This window comes from Pseudoalteromonas qingdaonensis, from assembly GCF_038739665.1.
Taxonomy (GTDB): Bacteria; Pseudomonadota; Gammaproteobacteria; order Enterobacterales; family Alteromonadaceae; genus Pseudoalteromonas; species Pseudoalteromonas qingdaonensis.
Genome location: NZ_JBCGCU010000003.1, coordinates 1 through 22,597, shown reverse-complemented (window position 1 = coordinate 22,597; position 22,597 = coordinate 1). Strand labels below are relative to the sequence as shown.

The window sequence follows — 22,597 nt, the reverse complement described above, 5'->3', positions numbered from 1 at the left end:
CTCCTATTGCGCCTGCACACGTAGTTCGGCGCTACTGCGGGCGCGGTGTCCCAACAGGCTATGAAGATCACTGGAAATCGGCTTCACCAACTTAAACATGGGCAAGTAAAGATCGAAGCTGGCCAGGATAGCCTCGGCGCGCTGCGAGCCGGTCAGCTCAAGGTGCTCAGCAATCAAACCACGCAGATGCTCCTGATGAGTCGGCAGCTGCTCTAGGCTCGCTATCTCCACCAGCTCAGAGTTCATACGTTTGGTAAAGTCATCTGCTTCATCAAGCACATAGGCAAAACCTCCGGTCATGCCAGCACCAAAGTTAATGCCCACTTTGCCAAGCACACAGATCACGCCACCTGTCATATATTCACAACCGTTGTCGCCAAGGCCTTCAACCACGGCGGTGACCCCTGAGTTACGCACACCAAAGCGCTCACCGGCGCAGCCCGCGGCATATAATTTGCCGCCGGTGGCACCATACAAACAGGTATTGCCTATAATTGCCGCCTGATGTGACAAGAAACAAGACCCCAAGGGCGGGCGCACCACCAAACGGCCGCCAGCCATGCCCTTGCCCACATAGTCATTGGCATCACCGACAAGCGTCATTTCCAGACCACCGGCATTAAATACCCCAAACGACTGACCAGCGGTGCCATGCAACTCAATCCGCAGCGGCTCTGCGGCCATGCCCTGGTTACCATGCTGGGCGGCGATATAGCCGGAAAGCATAGCCCCTACCGAGCGGTCGGTGTTACAGATACGCGTCACCAGATTGGCTCCGCTGCGATTGTCTATGGCCTGCTTTGTCTTCGCCAACAGCTCTTCATTAAGGGCGCCGCGATAGTGCGAGGTATTGGGCATGGAGCAATATAAGGACTGACCGCTTATATTTTTTGGTTGTGCCAGCAAGTGCGATAAATCCAGCTTTTGCTGTTTCGTCGTTTTGCCTTCAAGCGCCTCAAGCAAGTCGGTCCGACCAATCAAATCAACCAAGCGGGTTACGCCTAAGGAAGCCATCAATTCGCGCGCTTCCTGAGCGATAAACTTAAAGTAGTTCATCGCCATTTCCGGCAGGCCGTGATAGTGCTTGGCACGCAGGGTTTCATCTTGAGTCGCCACACCTGTGGCACAGTTATTCAAATGACAAATTCTGAGGTATTTGCAGCCAAGCGCCACCATGGGGCCAGTACCAAAACCAAAACTTTCAGCGCCTAATATAGCCGCTTTAATAATGTCGAGACCGGTTTTTAAGCCACCATCGGTTTGCAAGCGAATACGATGACGCAAGCCATTTTCCACCAGCGCCTGCTGGGTTTCCGCCAGACCTAGCTCCCATGGGCTGCCGGCGTATTTGACCGAGGTCAGCGGGCTGGCGCCTGTGCCGCCATCATAACCGGCTATGGTGATAAGATCCGCGTAGGCCTTGGCCACCCCAGTGGCTATGGTGCCAACACCGGGCTCAGACACCAGCTTAACCGAGATCATGGCCTCCGGATTCACCTGTTTAAGGTCAAAAATCAGCTGTGCTAGATCTTCTATAGAATAAATATCATGATGCGGTGGCGGTGAAATCAGGGTCACACCGGGCACCGAGTAACGTAATTTGGCGATATAGGGGGTGACCTTTTCGCCAGGTAATTGTCCGCCCTCGCCCGGCTTGGCGCCTTGTGCTACCTTGATTTGAATCACATCGGCGCTGCGCAAATAATGCGGCGTTACGCCAAAGCGGCCTGACGCCACCTGCTTGATGCGGGAGTTTTTCTCTGTGCCATAACGCAACTTATCTTCGCCGCCCTCACCCGAATTGGAGCAACCACCGAGGCGGTTCATGGCAATCGCCAGAGCCTCATGCGCTTCCGGTGACAGGGCACCTATACTCATGGCCGCTGAGTCGAAACGCTTATACAGCTCCTCGGGTGCTTCTACCTCATCGATGGCAATGGCATCAGTGCCGCCCTTAAGCGCCAACATATCGCGAATGTTAGTGATCGGCCGGTTATTAACCAAGTCTGCATAACGCAGATAATCCTGATAATCGCCGGAGCGCACTGCTTTTTGCAGCGACTGGATCACATCCGGATTATAGGCATGGTATTCGCCGCCATGAACAAACTTTAGTAAACCACCGTGAGTCAAAAGCTTACGCGCGCTAAAGGCAAGCTGACGCAACTTCAACTGATCCTGCTCGAAATCCTCAAAACCGGCACCACTAATACGGTTGGCAACGCCGTTAAAGCATAGCTCCACCACCTGCTCGGACAGGCCAACGGCCTCAAACAACATGGAGCAGCGATAGGAAGCCACTGTACTAATGCCCATCTTAGACATGATTTTAAGTAAGCCCTTGTTGATGGCGTTACGATACGAAAGCGTCACTTCGCGATAGGTCTTATTAATTACCTTGGCATCGCTCATAGCCACCAAGGATTCATAGGCCAAATAAGGGTAAATAGCGGTGGCACCAAAGCCAAGTAAGACAGCAAATTGATGCGGGTCGCGGGCGCTGCCGGTTTCGATAATGATATTGGTATCACAGCGCAGACTGTTGTTGACTAGGCGCTGGTGCACAGCTCCTACAGCCATGGCGGCCGGAATAGGCAGGCTGTCCTGGCTGATCTGTCTGTCGCTGAGCAGCAACATCACCACACCGGATTCGGCCTTGCGCTGCGCTTCATCACAAATGCGCACTAAGGCCTGCTCCAGGGTTTCATCGGCGGTGTAATTTAAATCGATTGAACTATGGCTGTAGTGCTCATCATTGGCGCTGCGCAGCTGTACCATGTCGGAATACATAAGTATAGGAGTGTCAAACTGCAAGCGCTTGGCATGGCCCGTGGTCTCGTTAAAGACATTTTGTTCGCGGCCAATACAGGTCGCCAAAGACATAACATGATTTTCCCGCAGTGGATCTATGGGCGGGTTAGTTACCTGAGCAAATTTCTGGCGGAAATAGTCGAACAGGGATCTATGTCCCTCGGACAGCACGGCAAACGGGGTGTCATCCCCCATGGATCCTGTCGCTTCCTGGCCATTTTCACCCATCACTCGGATCACCTGATCCAACTCTTCATTGGTATAGGCGAACATCTTTTGATAGATAAGCAGGGTTTCTTCATCGAACGAACGGTTACCCGCCTCTTTATCGCTCAGTAACTCAAAAGGCGTCAGGCGCTTAACGTTTTGCTCAAGCCATTGCTTGTAAGGGTGGCGGGCTTTTAGGTCCTGATCGATTTCATCGGAATGCCATACCTTGCCATGCAAAGTATCTATGACCATCAGCTCACCTGGGCCTACCCGGCCTTTTTCCACCACCTCATCGGCAGCATAATCCCAGATCCCCACTTCTGAGGCCAGGGTAATAAAGCCGTCCTGGGTCAACACATAGCGTGCCGGACGCAGGCCGTTTCTATCCAGATTACAGGCGGCGAAGCGACCATCCGACATCACTATGCCGGCGGGGCCATCCCAGGGCTCCATATGCATGGAGTTAAAATCGTAGAAGGCGCGTAAATCCTCATCCATGGCGCGGTTTTTCTGCCATGCTGGCGGCACCAACATACGCATGGCACGGAACAGGTCCATGCCGCCGGCCAAAAACAGCTCGAGCATATTATCCAGGCTCGATGAATCCGAACCGCTTTCATTCACAAAAGGCGCCGCGGTTTGTAAGTCCGGCAACAGCGGCGAGGCAAATTTATAGGCGCGAGCTCTGGCCCATTGGCGGTTGCCCGTGATGGTGTTGATCTCGCCATTGTGCGCCAAATATCTAAACGGCTGAGCCAAAGGCCAGCGCGGTTGGGTATTGGTGGAGAAGCGTTGGTGGAACACACAAATGGCCGTGGTCATACGCATATCGGCCAAGTCGAGGTAAAAATTCGGCAGGTCTTCGGGCATCATCAAGCCCTTGTAGACGGTCACCAGACCTGACAAGCTGGCGATATAAAAATCCTTATCCTGCTGCAACTGCTTTTCGATTCGGCGCCGGGCGATATACAAGCGGCGCTCTAAGTCATTTGGGCGCCAGCCCTCAGGGGCACTGACAAATACCTGCACAAACTGCGGCAATTGCGCCAAGGCAATATCCCCCAGATAACTGGTATCCACAGGCACCTCGCGCCAGCCCACCAAGGTCAGGGTTTCCTGCTCTAATTCTTTTGCCACAAGCGTCTTGGCCGCCTGTGCCTGGACAGGATCCTGACTTAAAAAAAGCATGCCTACAGCATAGTTTTTACCCAACAACCAATCATTTTCTTTGGCAATAGCACGAAAGAAGCTATCGGGCTTTTGCATCAATAAACCACAGCCATCGCCGGTTTTACCATCGGCAGAAATACCGCCACGATGCTCCATACGCGCCAATCCGGTAATGGCGGTGCGAATAAGTTTATGGCTAACCTGACCGTTGACCTGGGCTATTAAGCCAAAGCCGCAATTATCTTTTTCTAAACTTGAGTCATATAACATTTTGGACCCCTCTCCCCATTGCTACTGCGTGCTAGCTTGGCAATTATTGACCCTTGCTGTGGTGCTAGCGGACCGTCAACGCTAACCCTTTGCATCTGGAGTGTCAACGAAATAACGAATACATATTCACAATCTTGAATATTTTTCATTATTTGTGATCACCATAAAAAGTAAACACCTTGTACTATTTATCCGACCTATATTCGTTATTTTTAACATGACACCAGTGTCAAAATGAAAAAATGCAAAATAACGCTAAGTAACGCCAAGGTCAATGCTAGCCTTACGTTAACGTAAACGACGCTATATAATGAATAATTATTCAGTCACATCGTTGGGTATTCATCATTCTTTTAATTATATGCAGGGCAAACTTGTGTGAGACGGGATATTAGTTGTGTACGCAATGCCTGTTTCTGCATCTTGGTGATGCTGCTATTAATATCCGTCATTAACCCTTGCCACTGGGGCCGCGCCGTTGACAGGGCAAAGTACAAGGGCTGCTTGGCGATCGCCGGTTGCAACACCCTATAACTGCCCTCATCTATGCCCTGACGTTTGGCCAAGGTTGCTATCACCAAGGGGTCGGCAAGGATCAGATTAACCCGATCATTAAGTAACAATTGCAGGTTTTGGCCATCGTCTATGGCTTGTTGCACAATCACGCGGCCGCTATCAAGCACTTGGTCAACCTCTGGGGAATTTTGGTAGCCGCGCACCACGCCTATCGCATAGTCGGACAAGGACTTAGGTTCGGGCGCCTGTGTCAGGGAAGCCTTGGCGGCGCTAATATAATGCACGGGAGTGTGGGCGTAAGGAGAGGACAAGGCTAAATGCTGTAAACGAGTATTGCCCAGCACCACATCGGACGGCGCCGAGGCTTCTATTTCATATTCGGGAGCAAGTATATCCACATGACCCAGCTCCGCCATACGCACAGCACGGGCCCAAGGTAAAAAACGAAATTCGGGATTGTAGCCAGCCTGTATTATCACCGCCGCCATATACTGAAGCAGCCAGCCACCTTGGCATTCTTGTCTACCAATATAAGGAGGCCAATTAAGAGTGGCTACCACAGCTTTGCGCTCGCGGCCGCCATCAAAACTCAGAGTCGCCCCCTGCCAAATGCCGGTGTAACTGTAATTCTGATTATCGAGTCGGTATTCCAGAGTTACTTGCGTCACCTTGTCTGTCGCCGCGCCACACATAAATGGCCAGCTTGTAGCAAGGAGTAACAGCAGCATTCCCTGAATTCGCACTGAGAACATCACCCACTTCCATTGTCACCCATTAATGCCTAGATGAAAGTGTAATAGATGCTGGCGAGATGGAAAGAAAAGTAAAAGAAAAGCCGACGAATGCCGGCTTAAGTATTATTTTTATCGTTTATCAACGAGATAGCTCTTGGTTGCGCCCAAGAACATAGCCTGTTTGCTTATTCGGCGCTGTCCGCTTCTTTATATTTAGCAGCAGTTTCTTGAATAAGTGGCTGTAATTCACCGCGTTGGAACATTTCGATAATAATGTCACAGCCGCCGATCAACTCGCCTTCAACCCAAAGCTGTGGGAAGGTTGGCCAGTTGGCATACGTAGGTAATTCAGCGCGAATATCCGGGTTTTGTAGAATATCCACGTAAGCAAATTGCTCACCACAAGACATCAATGCTTGTGAAGCCTGCGAAGAAAAACCGCAGCTTGGTAACTTAGGCGAACCCTTCATATAAAGCAGAATCGGGTTTTCGGCAATTTGCTGTTTAATCTTATCAATGGTTTCCATTAACAACCTCAATTTCAATTTTCGATGCTGGTTTGTATTGAAAACCACCACCGCGACCACAATGTTTAGAGTATGTTAAAGCAAACGGCCAACGCTGGATAGTTTCCCAGAGTAAACACATGAGCTATTTTTCCCGCAAAGTTAACGAAAAATACTGCCATGCTTGCTAACATTGGTAAAAGCGAGAATAACTTACACTTTTTAAAGCGTTGCTGTTTGTTTAAACTTGAGTAAAATACTCGGGAATTATAGTAGCACTATAAAGGCTTTCAGTACACCGAGCGCAGCTTGCACCCGGTTAAAGCCCATTTTCAAATAAAGACAGATGGAGAAAAACATGGCATTTGAACTACCGTCACTACCTTATGAAATCAACGCTCTTGAGCCGCATATTTCTCAAGAAACTCTTGAGTTCCACCACGGTAAGCACCACAACACTTACGTAGTTAAGCTAAACGGCTTAATCGAAGGTACTGATTTCGAAGGTAAATCACTAGAAGAGATCGTATGTTCATCAGAAGGCGGTGTTTTCAACAATGCCGCACAAATCTGGAACCACACTTTCTACTGGCACAGCCTGTCTCCAAATGGCGGTGGTGTAGCAACTGGTGCAGTTGCCGATGCTATCAACGCTAAATGGGGTTCTTTCGAAGCTTTCCAAGAAGCTTTCAACGATAAAGCAGTTAACAACTTCGGTTCAAGCTGGACTTGGCTAGTTAAAACTGCCGACGGTTCTCTAGATATCGTTAACACTTCAAATGCAGCCACTCCGCTGACTGAAGCTGGCGTAACTCCTATCCTAACAGTGGATCTGTGGGAACACGCTTACTACATCGATTACCGCAACGTGCGTCCTGATTACCTTAAAGGTTTCTGGGCACTAGTTAACTGGGATTTCGCGAACCAAAACTTCGCTGCTTAATCGCCAAAGACTAATGTCAAGGTGAATTAATTTCACCTTGACTAAATAGTAAAAAAGCCTTGTTGTCGCTGTACAACCGGGCTTTTTTTTTATGCCTGAATCCAAGGTCAATTAAGAGGACTAAATTCCTAATATATTTCGCAAATTTTTATAACACTGTCTACGCTTTAAGTAACCGAGTTGCATCTTTGCCTTTCATCTTAGCTTCGGGTTCCTTGGAGGTCGCTATGACAATATTTGAGCATTATCAATCTCGCTTTGAAGCATCCCAAGAAGAAGAATATAGCGTTAGCGAGTTTTTAGAGTTGTGCAAACAAGACAAAACGGCCTACGCCACGGCCGCCGAAAGACTGCTGACGGCCATAGGCGAGCCGCAGATGATAGACACCTCGCAAGACTCGATACTCAGCCGCCTATTTTCCAACAGGGTGATCGCCCGCTACCCCGCATTCAGTGAGTTTTATGGCATGGAAGATGCCATAGAGCAAATCGTCTCTTACCTTAAACACGCAGCGCAAGGCCTTGAAGAATATAAACAAGTTCTCTACTTACTTGGCCCAGTTGGGGGCGGTAAGTCATCCATAGCTGAAAAATTAAAATACCTGATGCAACAGGTACCGATTTATTGTTTAAAAGGCTCACCCGTTAATGACCATCCATTAAGCCTTTTTAACGCCATGGAAGATGGCGACCTGTTAGAGAACGAATACGGCATTAAAAAACGCTACTTACGCACCATAATGTCGCCTTGGGCGGCGAAACGCTTAAAAGAATACAATGGCGACATCAGCCAGTTTAGAGTGGTTAAGCGCTACCCTTCTATTTTAAATCAAATCGCCATCGCCAAAACCGAGCCCGGCGATGAGAACAACCAAGATATTTCAGCCCTGGTCGGTAAGGTAGATATTCGTAAACTGGAGCATTTTGCCCAAAACGATCCCGATGCCTACGCCTACTCTGGTGCGCTCTGCCTGGCCAACCAGGGCCTAATGGAGTTTGTGGAAATGTTTAAGGCGCCTATTAAGGTGCTGCACCCGCTGCTTACTGCAACCCAAGAAGGTAACTATAACGGTACCGAAGGCATTTCTGCCTTGCCCTTTAACGGTATTATTCTCGCTCACTCCAATGAGTCAGAATGGCAAACCTTTAAAAACAACAAAAACAACGAGGCTTTCCTCGACAGGGTTTATATCGTTAAAGTGCCCTATTGCCTGCGCGTTACCGAAGAAGTAAAAATTTACGATAAGCTATTACAAAACAGTGAGCTATGCGACGCCCCATGCGCCCCTGGCACACTTGAGACTTTAGCCAAATTCTCAGTTTTATCCCGCCTAAAAGAGCCGGAAAACTCCAGTATTTATTCAAAAATGCGGGTTTATAACGGCGAAAGCCTTAAAGATACAGATCCCAAGGCAAAATCCTATCAGGAGTATCGCGACTATGCAGGCGTCGATGAGGGCATGACTGGGCTATCGACACGCTTTTCCTTTAAGATTTTGTCCCGTGTCTTTAACTTTGATCACAGTGAAGTGGCGGCCAACCCTGTGCATCTGTTTTATGTACTTGAGCAACAAATCGAGCGCGAGCAATACAGCGCCGAGGTACAAGAGCGTTACTTATCTCACCTTAAGGGCTACCTGATCCCGCAATACGTTGAATTTATCGGTAAAGAGCTGCAAACCGCTTATTTAGAGTCCTACTCCGAATATGGTCAGAATATTTTCGATCGTTATGTGACCTATGCAGACTTTTGGATTCAGGATCAGGAATACCGCGACCCAGATACGGGGCAGCTGTTTGATCGCGCCGCCCTCAATGCCGAGTTGGAAAAAATTGAAAAACCTGCGGGTATCTCCAATCCTAAGGACTTCCGCAACGAAATCGTCAACTTTGTCCTGCGGGCACGGGCGCACAATAATGGCAAAAACCCCTTGTGGACCAGCTACGAGAAGTTACGCACAGTAATAGAGAAGAAGATGTTCTCCAATACCGAGGATTTGCTTCCGGTTATCTCCTTCAATGCCAAAACCTCGGCGGACGATCAGAAGAAGCACGAAGACTTTGTTAATCGCATGGTAGCCAAGGGCTACACCCAGAAACAAGTAAGGCTGTTATCCGAGTGGTACTTGCGCGTACGCAAATCACAATAACGCCTTTGAAGTAAGTTGAGGGGAATTTTATGGCGCACTTTATCGATAGGCGCCTGAACGGCAAGAATAAAAGTACGCTTAATCGTCAACGCTTTATTCGACGCTATAAAAAGCAAATTAAGGAAGCCGTTTCAGACGCCATAAACAAACGCAGTGTCACCGATGTGTCCAGCGGTGAGCGCATCTCCATACCTGCGAAGGACTTAAAAGAGCCGGTGTTTCATCAAGGCAAGGGCGGCTTTCGCGAGCAGGTGCACCCGGGCAATGATCAGTTCAATGCCGGCGACAGGATCAAGCGCCCTCCTGCAGGACAAGGCGGTGGTGCCGGTGAAGGCGAAGCCAGTGACCAAGGAGAAGGCACGGATGATTTTGTGTTTTCCATCTCCAAAGACGAATATCTCGACCTCTTGTTTGAAGATTTAGAACTGCCTAACTTGCAGGAAAACAGCCTCGACAAGCTGGTGCAAATGCGCACCCACAGGGCCGGTTTTTGTAGCGATGGCGTCCCCAGTAATATAGATGTTGTTCGCTCATTGCAAAGCTCCTTGGCGCGCCGTGTAGCCATGACTGCTGGGAAAAAGCGTGAGCTGGCCGAGCTCAAAGAAGAGCTTATCCGATTAGAGCAACAACCTGTGCCCGAGCAAACCCGTATCAATGAACTACTGGCGCAAATAGAAGAGCTGGAGCGCCAGATATCCGCCGTGCCCTTTATCGATAATTATGATCTGCGCTTTCGTAACTATGAAAAGCGCCCTCACCCCACTTCCAAGGCGGTGATGTTTTGCTTGATGGATGTGTCCGGGTCCATGGATCAGGCCACCAAGGATATGGCGAAGCGCTTTTATATTCTGCTCTATTTGTTCCTTACCCGCACTTACAAGGATATCGAAGTCGTTTATATCCGCCACCATACCCAGGCCAAGGAAGTCAACGAGCAGGAGTTTTTCTATTCTCAGGAAACCGGCGGCACCATAGTGTCCAGCGCCCTAAAGCTGATGCACCAGATCATTGCCGCCCGCTATTCCTCCAGCGAGTGGAATATCTACGCCGCCCAGGCGTCCGATGGCGATAACTGGGTCGATGATTCCCCCCAATGCGCTGAGGTACTAAGCAATAAAATTTTACCCATGGTGCGCTACTACGCCTATGTGGAGATCACCAATCGCGCCCATCAAAGCCTGTGGCGCGAGTATGAACAACTAGCGGCGCACTTCGGGAACTTTGCCATTAAGCACATTACCTCGGTGGAAGACATTTACCCTATCTTCCGCGAACTCTTTAAAAAAAGTGCAAGCACCGCAGCGCAACGCGCTTAGCATAAGGGGTGACTATGACCAAACCTTTAAGTGACGGCCCAGATTGGACTTTTGATTTACTGGAAGAATATCGGCAGGAGATCAAACGGGTCGCCGAGCATTATAAGCTCGACACTTACCCCAATCAGATTGAAGTGATCACCGCCGAGCAGATGATGGATGCCTACTCCAGCGTAGGCATGCCCATAGGCTACAACCACTGGTCGTTCGGTAAGAAGTTTATTCAAACGGAGCAAAACTACCGCCGTGGCCAAATGGGCCTGGCCTATGAAATCGTTATTAACTCCAACCCCTGTATTGCCTACCTGATGGAAGAAAACACCATGGCCATGCAGGCCTTAGTGATGGCCCATGCCTGCTATGGCCACAATTCCTTTTTTAAGGGGAATTATCTGTTTAAAACCTGGACCGACGCCGGCTCCATTATCGATTACCTGCTGTTCGCCAAAAACTACATCGCCGAGTGCGAGCAAAAATATGGCATAGATGAGGTAGAAGATATTCTCGACTCCTGCCATGCACTGATGAATTATGGCGTCGACCGCTATAAACGACCGCAGCAAATATCCCTCTATGAGGAGCAAAAGCGCCAGCAGGAGCGCGCCGATTACTTGCAATCTCAGGTCAATGAGCTGTGGCGTACCATACCCACCAGCGAACAACAAAAAAGTAAAAAGCGCTCACGTTTTCCCTCTGAGCCGCAGGAAAATATTCTCTATTTTGTCGAAAAAAATGCCCCGCTACTGGAGCCCTGGCAGCGCGAAATAGTGCGTATAGTGCGCAAAATATCCCAGTACTTCTACCCGCAAAAGCAAACCCAGGTTATGAATGAAGGTTGGGCCACCTTCTGGCACTACACCCTGCTTAATCACCTCTATGATGAAGGCAAACTCACCGATGGTTTTATGTTCGAGGTGCTGCAAAGCCACACCAATGTAATTTATCAGCCACCCTACAACAGTAATTATTACTCCGGCATCAACCCCTACGCCTTGGGCTTTAATATGATGGTGGATATTCGCCGTATTTGTGAAAATCCGGACGATGAGGACCGTCAGTGGTTCCCCGAATATGCGGGCAGTAATTGGTTGAAAACCCTGCATTTTGCGATGCAGAATTTTAAAGACGAGAGTTTTATCAGTCAGTTTTTATCGCCCCGCCTCATTCGTGAATTCAAACTATTTTCCATTGTCGATGACAGCCAGCAGCCGCATTTAGAAGTCGCAGCGATCCACGATGAGAACGGCTACCAGAAAATTCGCCAGGCACTGTCAGCACAATACAACCTCAGCAATCATGAGCCCAATATTCAGGTCTATGACATTGATATTCGTGGCGATAGGTCGCTAACCCTGCGCTATATTCCCCATCGCGATATACCGCTGGCAGAGTCCAGAGATGAAGTGCTAAAACACCTGCACAGATTATGGGGCTTCCCCGTGCGCCTTGAGCAGGAAAATGCCGACGGTAGCATAGTCAAGTTAGTCACTTGCCCCAGCTCAGAGCTGGATCTGGAAAGCTAAGCGCCTCAGTTTTAGAGGAACTTAGTCTTCGGCCACTGTGGTTTGATTACGGCCTGCTTGCTTGGAGCGATAAAGCGCCTTGTCGGCGGCCGCTATCCATTGCGGGTACTGTAAAAAACCACTGCGATATTGGGCGATACCGGCACTGATGGTCATGCCCAGTTGCACCTCGTCCAAAACTACCTTGGTACTGGCTATCAGTTGTCTGAGTCGCTCGGCAAACACCAGGGCACCTTGCGCGTCGGTATCGTATAGGATCACCACAAACTCTTCTCCACCATAGCGGGCCGCCATATCGCTTTCGCGCAGCGTCCCTTTCAGCAATGCAGCCAAGTGCTGCAGTGCCTTATCGCCGCTGGCATGGCCGTAGGTATCATTAATGGCTTTAAAATGATCGACGTCGAACATCAGCAAGGAATCACAACCACCGTTACGCTTTAGGCGCTTAAACTCCTTATCCAGGGTTTCTTCCCAAAAGCCTCGGTTTGGTAATTGCGTCAGGCTGTCGGTGCGGCTGATCTGCTCCAGCAGCCGATTGGCCTCTTCAAGCTCTAACTTATTGACCGCTTCGTCGGTGACATCATAAATAATTACGCAAATATGGGTCACCTCGCCACGGGTGTCGGTCAGTGGGATAAAGGTGGCATTCTGATACATATAATCCGCTTTACCGGTGATCGGGCGATAATTTTTAAAACGGAAAATATAAGGCTTTTGCTCCCAAATGGTAAAAGAGCGGTTTTTTAACACAAACACCGACTCGGTTTTGGTGCGAAACCAGTGCTCATCAATGCTGGGAAAGACCTCAAATAATTCCCTGCCTTGCACCGCGATGGGCAACAAGCCGGAATGATTTTCCATAAAACCATTCCAGCTACAAACCCGATATTGTCTATCGAGCACCACCAGGCCAACGTCTACGGTGTTGAACATATCCAACAACCAGTGAACCTCGTGCATCTTGTAATCGGCTGCAGGCATAATCAGTCTTCCAGTAAATATTCGACTTTGTACTTCAGTGTCTTCAGCGAGTCTTCGGTGAACAGCAGCATAAGGTCGCAACTAATGTCATGACCTTCTATGCCATAGCTTATTTCGATCGCTAAGGTACGTTGCCAGCGACTGCGATTGGCCCTCACCAGCTCGGCTACCTGGCTATGCTGACCCAAGACCACGGGATGTCCTTGGGAGAAATGCACATCCAACTGCTTTGCCAACCCGGTTAGCATGGCGCCGATAAGTATGTTGCCGACGTCCATCAGCAACTCCAACTCCACCGCGTCGTTAAGCTCACCGCCATAATTCATGAGCGCAGCGATTTCCTTAAAGCTGGAGTCATTGAGTAACAGCAGCGCCTCTCCGGAAATACCGCCGCCAATAAAGCCCTGACAAATCCCCGAGGTGGCCGCATTATGATCGATGGAATGCAGCGCCATGGCCAACTCATTGACTTCCAAGATGTTGACATTGGGGATCGGCAAGGTGACAAAGACATTGAGCAAACGCGCCAGTAAATCACCGGCCTGGCCCATGGCGACATTGGTCAGCTCTTGATAGACATCGCGTACCTGCGGGTCGAGCCATTCGCCCAACTGCAACGCTAGGCGTCGACGCCGGGCACTGTCTTTTATGCCATGGTGGTCGATGATCTGGGCCAACTTGGTGCTGTCGCAGGGCTTAGCAACAAAGTCGACGGCCCCGAGCTCACGTACCCGCGCTAAAGCGCTGGGTTGAATATCACCGGATACGATGATCACTATGACTTGTAGATGGCGTTCCCGAATGGCCTGAAGTACCTGATAGCCGTCCATACCCGGCATATTTAAATCGAGAAATAAAACTTCGGGATTGGCGGTCTCTAATAGAGCAAGGCATTCTTGGCCATTAGTTGCGTACATAAGTTGCACGTCCCAGTCTAGGGGAAAGGAACGAGCGAGCTGTCGCCGGGCCACGCTGGAGTCATCACAGATCAATACTGGCGTTTTCATGATTTAGAATACCTGATACCAAGGTCTGAGAGAGGAAATGAAAAAATAATGTTTTTTGCTTATATTACAAAAGCTAACCGCTAATAATGGTATTAAAATTAACGAGTAAACTCAATTTAATTATAGACTGACGCTATCGACAAAGATAACGGCATACATTTTTACACTAAGGCAAGATTATGATAAATAAAGTATTGCTCAGCGCCCTCGTGCTGGCTTCCAGTGTCAGCTACGGCGCCTTCGCAGAGCAAAGTACCACCATCAACACCGTGGATGCCAATAAGGTCACCGCCAAAGGCAAGCCCGTCGTGTTGCTTGGTAACGGTGTAGCCGTAGGCCAAAAAGCCCCGGATTTTCGTGTCGTTGACGATACGTTTCAGGCCAAGGGCCTAGGCGATTATCAACAACAGGCAGTGCTGCTAAGCGTTGTGCCAAGTCTGGACACGGGGGTGTGCAGCATCCAAACTAAACACTTTAACGAGCAGGTAGCGGCCAATTATCCGCAGGTAGCCATGCTGACCATCAGCACCGATCTGCCTTTTGCGCAAAAACGCTATTGTGCCGCAGAAGGCATAGACAAGCTGGAAACCTTATCCGATGCGGTGTGGCGTGATTTTGCCGAAAACTACGGGCTGCTAATTAAAGACATGGGCATTTTAAGCCGTGCCGTGTTTGTGCTCGATAAAGAGCACAAGGTGGTTTACAAGGAATTAGTTAGCGAGCTATCAAAAGAGCCTGACTATAAAAAAGCCATCGCCGCTTTAGATTCACTTTAAATTTGCGGTAAAAATCAGACATTAAAAAAGCGCTCCAGGGCGCTTTTTTAATTACCAGTTCTGCAACTGCGAATAGGCAAGCTCTACTAATAGTTCGATATGCTCGGCGTCATCATTCAGAGCTGGGATATAACCTAAGTGCTCACCGCCCGCTTCGATGAAAATCTCGGCATTTTCCACCGATATTTCCTCCAGAGTTTCCAAGCAATCGGCGGCAAAGGCTGGGCACACCACCTGCAGCTTTTTCACCCCGGCCTGACCTAACTCGGTTAAGGTCTTATCCGTATAGGGTTGCAGCCACTCCTCTTTGCCAAAGCGCGACTGAAAGGTCATCAGCCATTGCTCATCACTGAGTCCCAACTTCTGTGCGCAGCGCTCGGCGGTAAACTTGCAATGCTCGTAATAAGGGTCGCCCTTATTCACGCAGCGCTTAGGGATACCATGAAAGGAGAAAATCAGCTTTTCAGCGTCACCATGCACTTGGCGATATTTGGCAATAGACTCGGCCAAGGCATGAATATAGCTGTCGCGCTCATAATAGTGCTTTAAGAAACGGATCTCGGGAATATTACGCACCTTAGCAAGGTGACGATTCAGCTTATCGAATACCGCCGCCGTGGTGGTGGCCGAATACTGAGGATACAAGGGCAAGACAGCTATTTTGTCGATACCGCGAGCCTGCATATCATCAATACGGCTTTGAATGCTGGGCTGGCCATAAGTCATGGCATAATCCACATGAATAGACTGGCCACTTCGACTGTTAATGGCTTGCTTTAGGGCCTGAGTCTGCCGCTCGGTAATAACCCGCAGCGGCGAGCCTTCACTTTGCCAGATAGAGGCGTAGGCCTTGGCCACCTTAGCTGAGCGTGTGGGCAAAATAATGCCATTGAGGATAATGGACCACAGCAAGGGCGGGATCTCCACCACTCGGGTGTCCGAAAGAAACTCTTTAAGGTAAGCACGCACCGCAGCAGCCGTCGGCGCCTCCGGAGTTCCTAAATTGACCAACAACACACCATAACGACTGGCTGGCTGCATCAAAGCTAAAGACATAACTCACTTTCCTTTATTTTTTAGTGATTATACCCATAAAAGCAGCGCTAGGATCAAAAAACCGCCTGACGGCGGTTTTTGTTGTTTCGGAGCTTAACCTAGTAATTCAGCTAGTTGCTGACTTACGGTTTCAACCGCCTGCGTACCATTTATCTTGTGGTACTGAGTGTTGCCCGCATCGGCTTCACCTTGGTAATAATCAACCAAAGGCTTGGTTTGATCGTGGTAAATAGCCAGACGCTTACGTACCGTTTCTTCGGTATCGTCATCACGGATGATCAAGTCTTCACCGGTCACGTCGTCTTTACCTTCCACCTTAGGCGGGTTGTAAACTACGTGGTAAACACGGCCAGAGCCTGGGTGTACGCGACGACCGCCCATGCGCTCAACGATCACTTCGTCGGCAACATCAAACTCGATTACATGATCAACGGCAATACCGTTTTCTTTCATGGCATCAGCCTGTGGAATAGTGCGCGGGAAACCGTCAAGTAGGAAGCCGTTTTCACAGTCGGCTTTAGCTACACGCTCTTTAACCAGACCAATGATAATATCGTCAGACACAAGTTGGCCCGCATCCATCACCTTCTTCGCTTCTAAACCAAGCGGCGTGCCTTCTTTAATAGCAGCACGTAGCATGTCGCCGGTAGAAATCTGGGGAATGCCGTACTTGTCCATTAAAAACTGAGCTTGCGTGCCTTTACCAGCACCGGGTGCGCCTAATAGAATAATGCGCATAATCATATCCTCGTGTCTGCGTTATTGGGGTCATAAAATAAACTCAAATTTTTTCATAAGGACGAGTGTTACTCAAGGATAAAAAGGTAAAACTTTCGTCCAACATGGTTAACAGTCGATTTAGTGACCAGGTGGGCATAAAAAAGCCCGGTAACTACCGGGCTCTTATGTTCGTTTTTAAACGATTTACTTATGCATCGCGCTCAGCTTTCAAACGAGCTAGGCGACCAACCTGATGAGTCGAGGTTAAGAATGAGTAGATAGGCGCAAGGTAACCGCGCTTACGTAGCTCAAGGAAGTCCTCATCGCTAAGCTCTTGTAATTTCTTCTCATCGATCAGGTGGATACCCGTGATGTCTTTTTTCTCACCCTTGATATCTACGGTTAGCGTTTGCGCTGTTAGTAGTTCTTTATCGGCAAGGTACTGAGTGAAGGCATCGGTTACACCGCTGAATTCGATAAAAGAAACCAGGGCTTCTTTACGACGCTTAAGGTATTCCGTCTCTTCACCGTTTTCGAATAAGGCATTGCCTTCTTCTTCGCTAACTAACGGGCTGGCTTCATCGATAACCACACCGTATTGCTCTTGCTCAGGGTGCTTAACCAGACCTAGCGGGTAGCGAGTAACAGCTAGAGGGGCAAAAGCCGCCTGCCATTGGTCGTCTTTGATAAACAGGTTTTCGCCCGGCTCAAGACCGAATAAGGCAACCGCCTGGAATTTACCAGATTCATTGTTTTTTACGAACGCCAGTGGGAATTCATTAGCGACGCGGCCAAACTCGTGCGCCACTACAGGCACTAAATGCTGAGTTTTTAAAAATTCAATGTTAAGGCCATGTTTGATTTTTGTGTTGGCATGCTTTTCATTATGCAAAGGCTGCACTTGTTGTTCCGCCATGATACTGCTCCATACTATTTACGTATTTATTACTTTTTGTGGCCTAAGGCTATCGGTTTTGTTGACAAAAAGAAAGGGGAAATACATTAAAGTTTCATGTCTTCTTTTCCTCTCTTATGACGCTTATCTGATGCTCTAGCCCTTGACTAGACTTGTTTAAGGGCATAAAAAAACCAGTGAAGACTCATAATGCCACTCGCTTAAGAGCGAGTGGCATTAAGCCAAAGCTGCGTTTTCTTTGTTCTTAAACGGCAAACACTTATGGCGCCCAGTAGACTTCCAGCTCAAGCTCAGGATGCTGCAGCACAGCGCGCAAAGGCATGGCCTGCACATCACCACCAGCTTTGGCTTCTTTGTAGACCGCTAATTTTTCCTCACCGCTGATCAGCAACTTAACCACTCGCGATTGGGCAATAGCATGCAGAGTAAGAGTCATACGCTCGGTGATGGCACCGGTCACTTCGCTTTCAATGGCATTAATGGCACACACTAATTGCTGTGAAGATAAGCCTGTTTCTAAACCTTGGGCGTGAGGAAATAAAGATGCGGTATGACCATCCGGCCCCATGCCCAAGATGGTGACATCAAACGGACGCTGGATCTGTGCATACATCTGCTCGCACTGCTCAACCCCGGCTTCGGCGGTTTCAGCACTGTTTTTCATGGTAATAAAGTTGGCGCTTGCCGCCTTATCCTGCAACAAGGTGTTGATAATAAAGCTTTCGTTGCTCTTATCATGGTCGGCATCAACCCAACGCTCATCAACCATGGCCACATCAACCTTGTCCCAGGCGATATCCAAGCCCGACAAATATTTATAGGCCGGTGCCGGTGAAGAGCCGCCGGATACCATTAAAGACGCACGTTGACGCTCAGTTAACGCGCTGGTTAGACGCTCGACCAATGAAGCCGCAAGGGCCTGGGTCATTTGCTCTTTTGAGTCAAAAAAATGCTCTGTGATAGTCGCCATTATGCGCCCTCTCCTGTGTTGAACCAACGGTGATTAGTTTCGGCCAGCAGTTCATCGGCATCGACTGGGCCCCAAGTACCGGCGCGGTATAAAGCCGGTGCGCCTTTTTCCTGCCAACGCTCAATAATAGGGTCAATCCACTGCCAGGCTTGGCGTACTTCGTCACGGTGAATAAACAGAGCTGGATTATTGGCCGCAGCATCCAGCATCAAGCGCTTATAAGCATCAGAGTGGAAACCTGAGCTATAAGACTCGGATAATTCAATGTTCAAGGTCACCGGCTCAAGTTGCATCTCAAGATTATCCAAACGCTTTGACATCAGGGTTAATTGAATGCTCTCTTCCGGCTGTAAACGGATCACTAGGCGGTTAGGCTGAATGGGGCCAACACTGTCATCATAAACATTATGTGAGACGGGCTTGTACTCAACCACGATTTCAGCACAACGTTTTTTCATACGCTTACCGGTGCGTAGATAGAATGGCACACCCGCCCAACGCCAGTTATCAATATGCGCCCTAATGACGACAAAGGTTTCGGTATTGCTTGGGCCATCTGCAAGCTCTTCAAGATAGCCCGGGACTATTTTGCCGCCAAGATCGCCGGGCACATACTGGCCACGAACGATATTGTCGTCAACCTGCTCGGCCACCAGCGGGCGCAGCGCCTCAAGCACTTTTAATTTTTCGGTACGGATGGAGTTGGCATTGAGCTTATGCGGCGACTCCATGGCCACCAGGCACAGCAACTGCAACAAATGGTTTTGTATCATATCGCGCAGCGCCCCGGCCTTGTCATAAAAGCCAGCGCGAGTTTCCAGACCGACTGTCTCGGAAATGCTGATTTGAATATTATCTATGGTCTTGGCATCCCACAGATTCTCAAATACCGAGTTAGAGAAACGCAGCGCCATCAGGTTTTGCACCGTTTCTTTACCCAAGTAATGGTCGATACGGAAAACTTGCTCTTCGTTAAAGTATTGGGCGATTTTGCCATTGATCTGCTCAGCAGACTCACCGCAATAACCGATAGGTTTTTCCACGACCACACGCGAGGTGTCGGTGATAAGACCCTTGGTGGATAAAATTTCACAGCAGGTACCGTAAACGGCTGGCGGCAGGGAAAGATAGAAAACACGTGACTTATCTTCATCATGCTCGCTGAGAATGGTTTTCAACTCATCCCAGTGCTCATCCGCCTCGGTTACATTGATCAGCACAGGTACCAGGTAGTTGGCAAAAGCCTGCCAGTCTTTGTTGTTATATTCGCCCTGGCCCAGGTGTTCTTTTAAAGCTGTGTGAGCAGTTTCAATGTATTCGTCACGCTGTTCTGCGCTGCGTACGCTTGGTAAGATCCGCGTTCCTTGTGGCAGGTTCCCTTCCTGATAAGCGCGATACATGGCCGGTAGCAGCTTGCGTAAAGCAAGGTCGCCACCACCACCAAAGATTATGATATCAAAAGGATTTAGCATGATTTACTCTCTACCTGTTACTTTGTTCCGACAAGCCAGCAAGGCCGAGCCTGCAAGTGGCACATTCGTTGTTCTTATTGGGAATTATAACAAGCCCACGGCCTGTGACCCTGATGTTGGTGCGCACCCAAAGGTGCACATAGCCATTAACGCCTGACGAATTCTTAGCGGCGAAAAAGGCAAAGCTCCGACCCTAGACAACTAGCGATCGGAGCTTGGGAATAAATGAGCTTTAGGGTCACTGTAATTCCTCTCACAAAAATACAGGCCCCAAAGACTCCAGCGCTACCCGTTCAAAGGTATTCTGTAAGCCGTCCCATCATGGGATAAGCGCTACTCGGCTTTGCTGACGATGCAGCTAAATCTGTTATCGGCGTTTATTCAGATAATACGCCATCAGTCCCTGCGTTGAGCTATCGTGCTCCCCAACACTCTGCGCCCGCAGTTCCGACTCGATATTCTTTGCCAATCCCTTGCCAAGTTCGACGCCCCATTGATCGAAGGAGCAAATCTGTAAGATGATCCCCTGCACAAATATCTTATGTTCATACAAGGCGATTAAGCGTCCCAGCGCGCGCGCATCCAGCTTATCTAAAATAATAGACGTTGTTGGCCGATTTCCCTGATGCAACTTATGAGGGATCAACTCTTCTATTTGTTGCTCGCTGACACCCTTTTGCAGCAAGTCGGCACGTACCTGCTCGGCATCAACCCCGTTCATCATGGCCTCGCTTTGCGCGAAGAAGTTCGACATCAACACATGGTGATGGCCATCAACTTCGGTCTGCGGCTCGACCGACGCAATAAAGTCCGCCGGCACTATGGTCGTACCTTGGTGTAGATACTGGTAAAAAGCATGCTGACCATTAATGCCCGTCATCCCCCAGATCAGCGGCACCGTGGTATAAGGCACCGGCTCACCGGCAAAATTTACCGCCTTACCATTACTTTCCATTTCCCCTTGCTGCAAGTAGGCAGGCAACATATGCAGGGCTTGATCGTAGGGCAAAATAACCTGGGCTCTATGGTCTAAAAAGCTGGTATTCCAAACGCTCAACAAGCCCATAAGCACTGGGATATTGGCGTTTAACGGAGCCTCGCGAAAATGCTCATCGATTTCAAAGGCGCCGGCCAGCAATTCACTAAAGGCGTCAAAGCCAAGATACAGGGCTATAGGCAAACCTATCGCACTCCACATCGAAAAGCGACCACCAACCCAGTCCCACATAGTGAATACGTTTTCATCGGCAATGCCAAAGGCTGCGGTTTTTTGCAAATTGGTGCTCACGGCAACAAAATGCTTGGCCACGGCGCCATCATCTTTGGCCGCCTCTTTTAACCAGCGTACCGCGGTGGCGGCGTTGGTCATGGTCTCCGAGGTGGTAAAGGTTTTCGACGACACCACAAACAAGGTGGTTTCTGGGTTGAGTTGCTTTAATACCTGAGCTATCTGCACCCCATCAACATTGGAAACATAATGTATGTTGAGGGTATCATCTGCATAGCTTGCCAATGCTTCGGTCGCCATTTGCGGGCCAAGGTTAGAGCCGCCAACACCAATACTGACTACATCACGAATGGCTTTATCGCTATAACCGCGCCATTGACCACTGCGCACCTTGTCAACAAAAGCCGCTACTTTCGCCAGTTCCTTGTGTACCTGCTCAACAACATTAATGCCATCGACATCAATAGCCACATTGCCTGGGTTACGCAGTGCCGTGTGCAAAACCGCACGTTGCTCGGTAAAGTTGATCTTGTCACCGGCGAACATTTTATCGCGCCATTGGGCCAGGTCACATTGCTCTGCCAGCTCAACCAGGGTGTCGCGTACCTGTACATCTATCAGTTGTTTGGAATAATCAAATAGTACTCCGGGTATAGCCAATGACAGCTTATCGAAGCGGCTTGCGTCCGCGGCAAACAGGTGTTTTAAGTGGGTGTTTTTTAGCCCTTGTGCCTGCTTTTGAAGCCTTTGCCAACTCGTTAATTGTGAACGGCTTGCTACCATTGTTAATTCCTTACCTTTCCAGCTAGATTAATAGGCTCGCAACTATTGAGTTGCTAATTCACTCACTATCACTGCATTTTTCTTTATTTTTGTGAAAGTACGAGGACAAACCCGCTAATCTTGCGTTTAAAATTGCCATTTTCGGTAAACGTTAAGTTAAAATGACAACGCTATCAAACAGCTTATTTGAAATTTTATGGGCGGATCATAGCGCATATTTTCGTCCTTGACACCGGTATCATTAGGAAAAATTAAAATTATTCCTGCTAGGGCCTGTTGATCTTTGCTGTACATATTTTACTCAGCAATACATCGGCAGCCACATCATTGAAAATGCCAGTGACACCATACTGGCATAATTCCTCGCGAGTTTTTCATATCTAGTTGATATTGAACGATAATGTTTTATTCGTGCGAATGCATTTTCAACTAAGTGCCTATATTTATAAAGACACCAATCGACACTCTCTTTGTCCATATCTTGGCCATAATTTCGTTTGGGTATGACAGAAGCGCCTCCTTTGGCTTCAATATATTTT

Annotated in this window: 17 protein-coding genes; 5 read left to right on the top strand and 12 right to left on the bottom strand. The window is 48.9% G+C overall.

Annotation, left to right across the window (positions count from 1 at the left end; genetic code table 11):
* Window positions 1–3: 3 nt before the first annotated feature.
* The 3 genes from gltB to WCN91_RS03740 all read right to left on the bottom strand — a co-directional run bounded on the left by gltB (window position 4) and on the right by WCN91_RS03740 (window position 6,238).
* Entirely contained in the window at window positions 4–4,461 is a 4,458-nt protein-coding gene (gene gltB, locus WCN91_RS03750; protein WP_342676441.1) for a glutamate synthase large subunit, read from the bottom strand.
* 353 nt (window positions 4,462–4,814) lie between these two features.
* Window positions 4,815–5,729 (bottom strand): substrate-binding periplasmic protein, encoded by a 915-nt coding sequence (locus tag WCN91_RS03745; protein ID WP_342676439.1) that lies wholly within the window; start codon window positions 5,727–5,729, stop codon window positions 4,815–4,817.
* Between the two features lie 167 nt (window positions 5,730–5,896).
* Window positions 5,897–6,238, bottom strand: coding sequence for a Grx4 family monothiol glutaredoxin (locus WCN91_RS03740; protein WP_342676437.1), 342 nt, complete (start codon window positions 6,236–6,238; stop codon window positions 5,897–5,899).
* 337 nt (window positions 6,239–6,575) lie between these two features.
* Here WCN91_RS03740 and WCN91_RS03735 point away from each other — a divergent pair, with 337 nt between their 5' ends.
* From WCN91_RS03735 to WCN91_RS03720, 4 genes are all read left to right on the top strand, one after another.
* Entirely contained in the window at window positions 6,576–7,160 is a 585-nt protein-coding gene (locus tag WCN91_RS03735) for a superoxide dismutase (RefSeq protein WP_342676435.1), read from the top strand.
* Between the two features lie 227 nt (window positions 7,161–7,387).
* Window positions 7,388–9,310, top strand: coding sequence for a PrkA family serine protein kinase (locus tag WCN91_RS03730; protein WP_342676433.1), 1,923 nt, complete (start codon window positions 7,388–7,390; stop codon window positions 9,308–9,310).
* Between the two features lie 29 nt (window positions 9,311–9,339).
* Complete coding sequence (locus WCN91_RS03725; protein WP_342676431.1) at window positions 9,340–10,626, top strand: YeaH/YhbH family protein; 1,287 nt, start codon at window positions 9,340–9,342, stop codon at window positions 10,624–10,626.
* Between the two features lie 14 nt (window positions 10,627–10,640).
* Window positions 10,641–12,149: a SpoVR family protein gene (locus WCN91_RS03720; RefSeq protein WP_342676429.1), complete on the top strand. Its 1,509-nt coding sequence runs from the start codon at window positions 10,641–10,643 to the stop codon at window positions 12,147–12,149.
* Window positions 12,150–12,170: 21 nt separating this feature from the next.
* Here the strand turns inward: WCN91_RS03720 and WCN91_RS03715 are convergent, their stop codons facing one another.
* Both WCN91_RS03715 and WCN91_RS03710 read right to left on the bottom strand, forming a co-directional pair.
* Window positions 12,171–13,130 carry a sensor domain-containing diguanylate cyclase gene (locus tag WCN91_RS03715; RefSeq protein WP_342676427.1) on the bottom strand — a complete coding sequence of 320 codons (960 nt, stop codon included), beginning with the start codon at window positions 13,128–13,130 and terminating at the stop codon, window positions 12,171–12,173.
* A 2-nt stretch (window positions 13,131–13,132) separates the two neighbouring features.
* Entirely contained in the window at window positions 13,133–14,137 is a 1,005-nt protein-coding gene (locus tag WCN91_RS03710; protein ID WP_342676425.1) for a response regulator, read from the bottom strand.
* 179 nt (window positions 14,138–14,316) lie between these two features.
* Here WCN91_RS03710 and tpx point away from each other — a divergent pair, with 179 nt between their 5' ends.
* Complete coding sequence (tpx, locus tag WCN91_RS03705) at window positions 14,317–14,913, top strand: thiol peroxidase (protein WP_342676423.1); 597 nt, start codon at window positions 14,317–14,319, stop codon at window positions 14,911–14,913.
* 51 nt (window positions 14,914–14,964) lie between these two features.
* On the opposite strand, the gene hemH is transcribed toward tpx, so the two are convergent.
* The 7 genes from hemH to WCN91_RS03670 all read right to left on the bottom strand — a co-directional run.
* Window positions 14,965–15,969, bottom strand: coding sequence for a ferrochelatase (gene hemH, locus WCN91_RS03700; RefSeq protein WP_342676421.1), 1,005 nt, complete (start codon window positions 15,967–15,969; stop codon window positions 14,965–14,967).
* Between the two features lie 93 nt (window positions 15,970–16,062).
* On the bottom strand, window positions 16,063–16,707 hold the full coding sequence (gene adk / locus WCN91_RS03695; RefSeq protein WP_342676419.1) for an adenylate kinase: 645 nt from the start codon (window positions 16,705–16,707) through the stop codon (window positions 16,063–16,065).
* A 190-nt stretch (window positions 16,708–16,897) separates the two neighbouring features.
* Window positions 16,898–17,605 (bottom strand): SapC family protein, encoded by a 708-nt coding sequence (locus tag WCN91_RS03690; RefSeq protein ID WP_342676417.1) that lies wholly within the window; start codon window positions 17,603–17,605, stop codon window positions 16,898–16,900.
* A 259-nt stretch (window positions 17,606–17,864) separates the two neighbouring features.
* Window positions 17,865–18,575 carry a 6-phosphogluconolactonase gene (gene pgl / locus WCN91_RS03685; RefSeq protein ID WP_342676415.1) on the bottom strand — a complete coding sequence of 237 codons (711 nt, stop codon included), beginning with the start codon at window positions 18,573–18,575 and terminating at the stop codon, window positions 17,865–17,867.
* Window positions 18,575–20,047 (bottom strand): glucose-6-phosphate dehydrogenase, encoded by a 1,473-nt coding sequence (gene zwf, locus WCN91_RS03680; protein WP_342676413.1) that lies wholly within the window; start codon window positions 20,045–20,047, stop codon window positions 18,575–18,577. Before zwf ends, pgl begins: the two co-directional genes overlap by 1 nt.
* A gap of 367 nt (window positions 20,048–20,414) precedes the next feature.
* Entirely contained in the window at window positions 20,415–22,058 is a 1,644-nt protein-coding gene (gene pgi / locus WCN91_RS03675) for a glucose-6-phosphate isomerase (RefSeq protein ID WP_342676411.1), read from the bottom strand.
* 301 nt (window positions 22,059–22,359) lie between these two features.
* On the bottom strand, window positions 22,360–22,597 hold a 238-nt coding region (locus WCN91_RS03670; RefSeq protein WP_342676409.1), incomplete at its 5' end, for a transposase.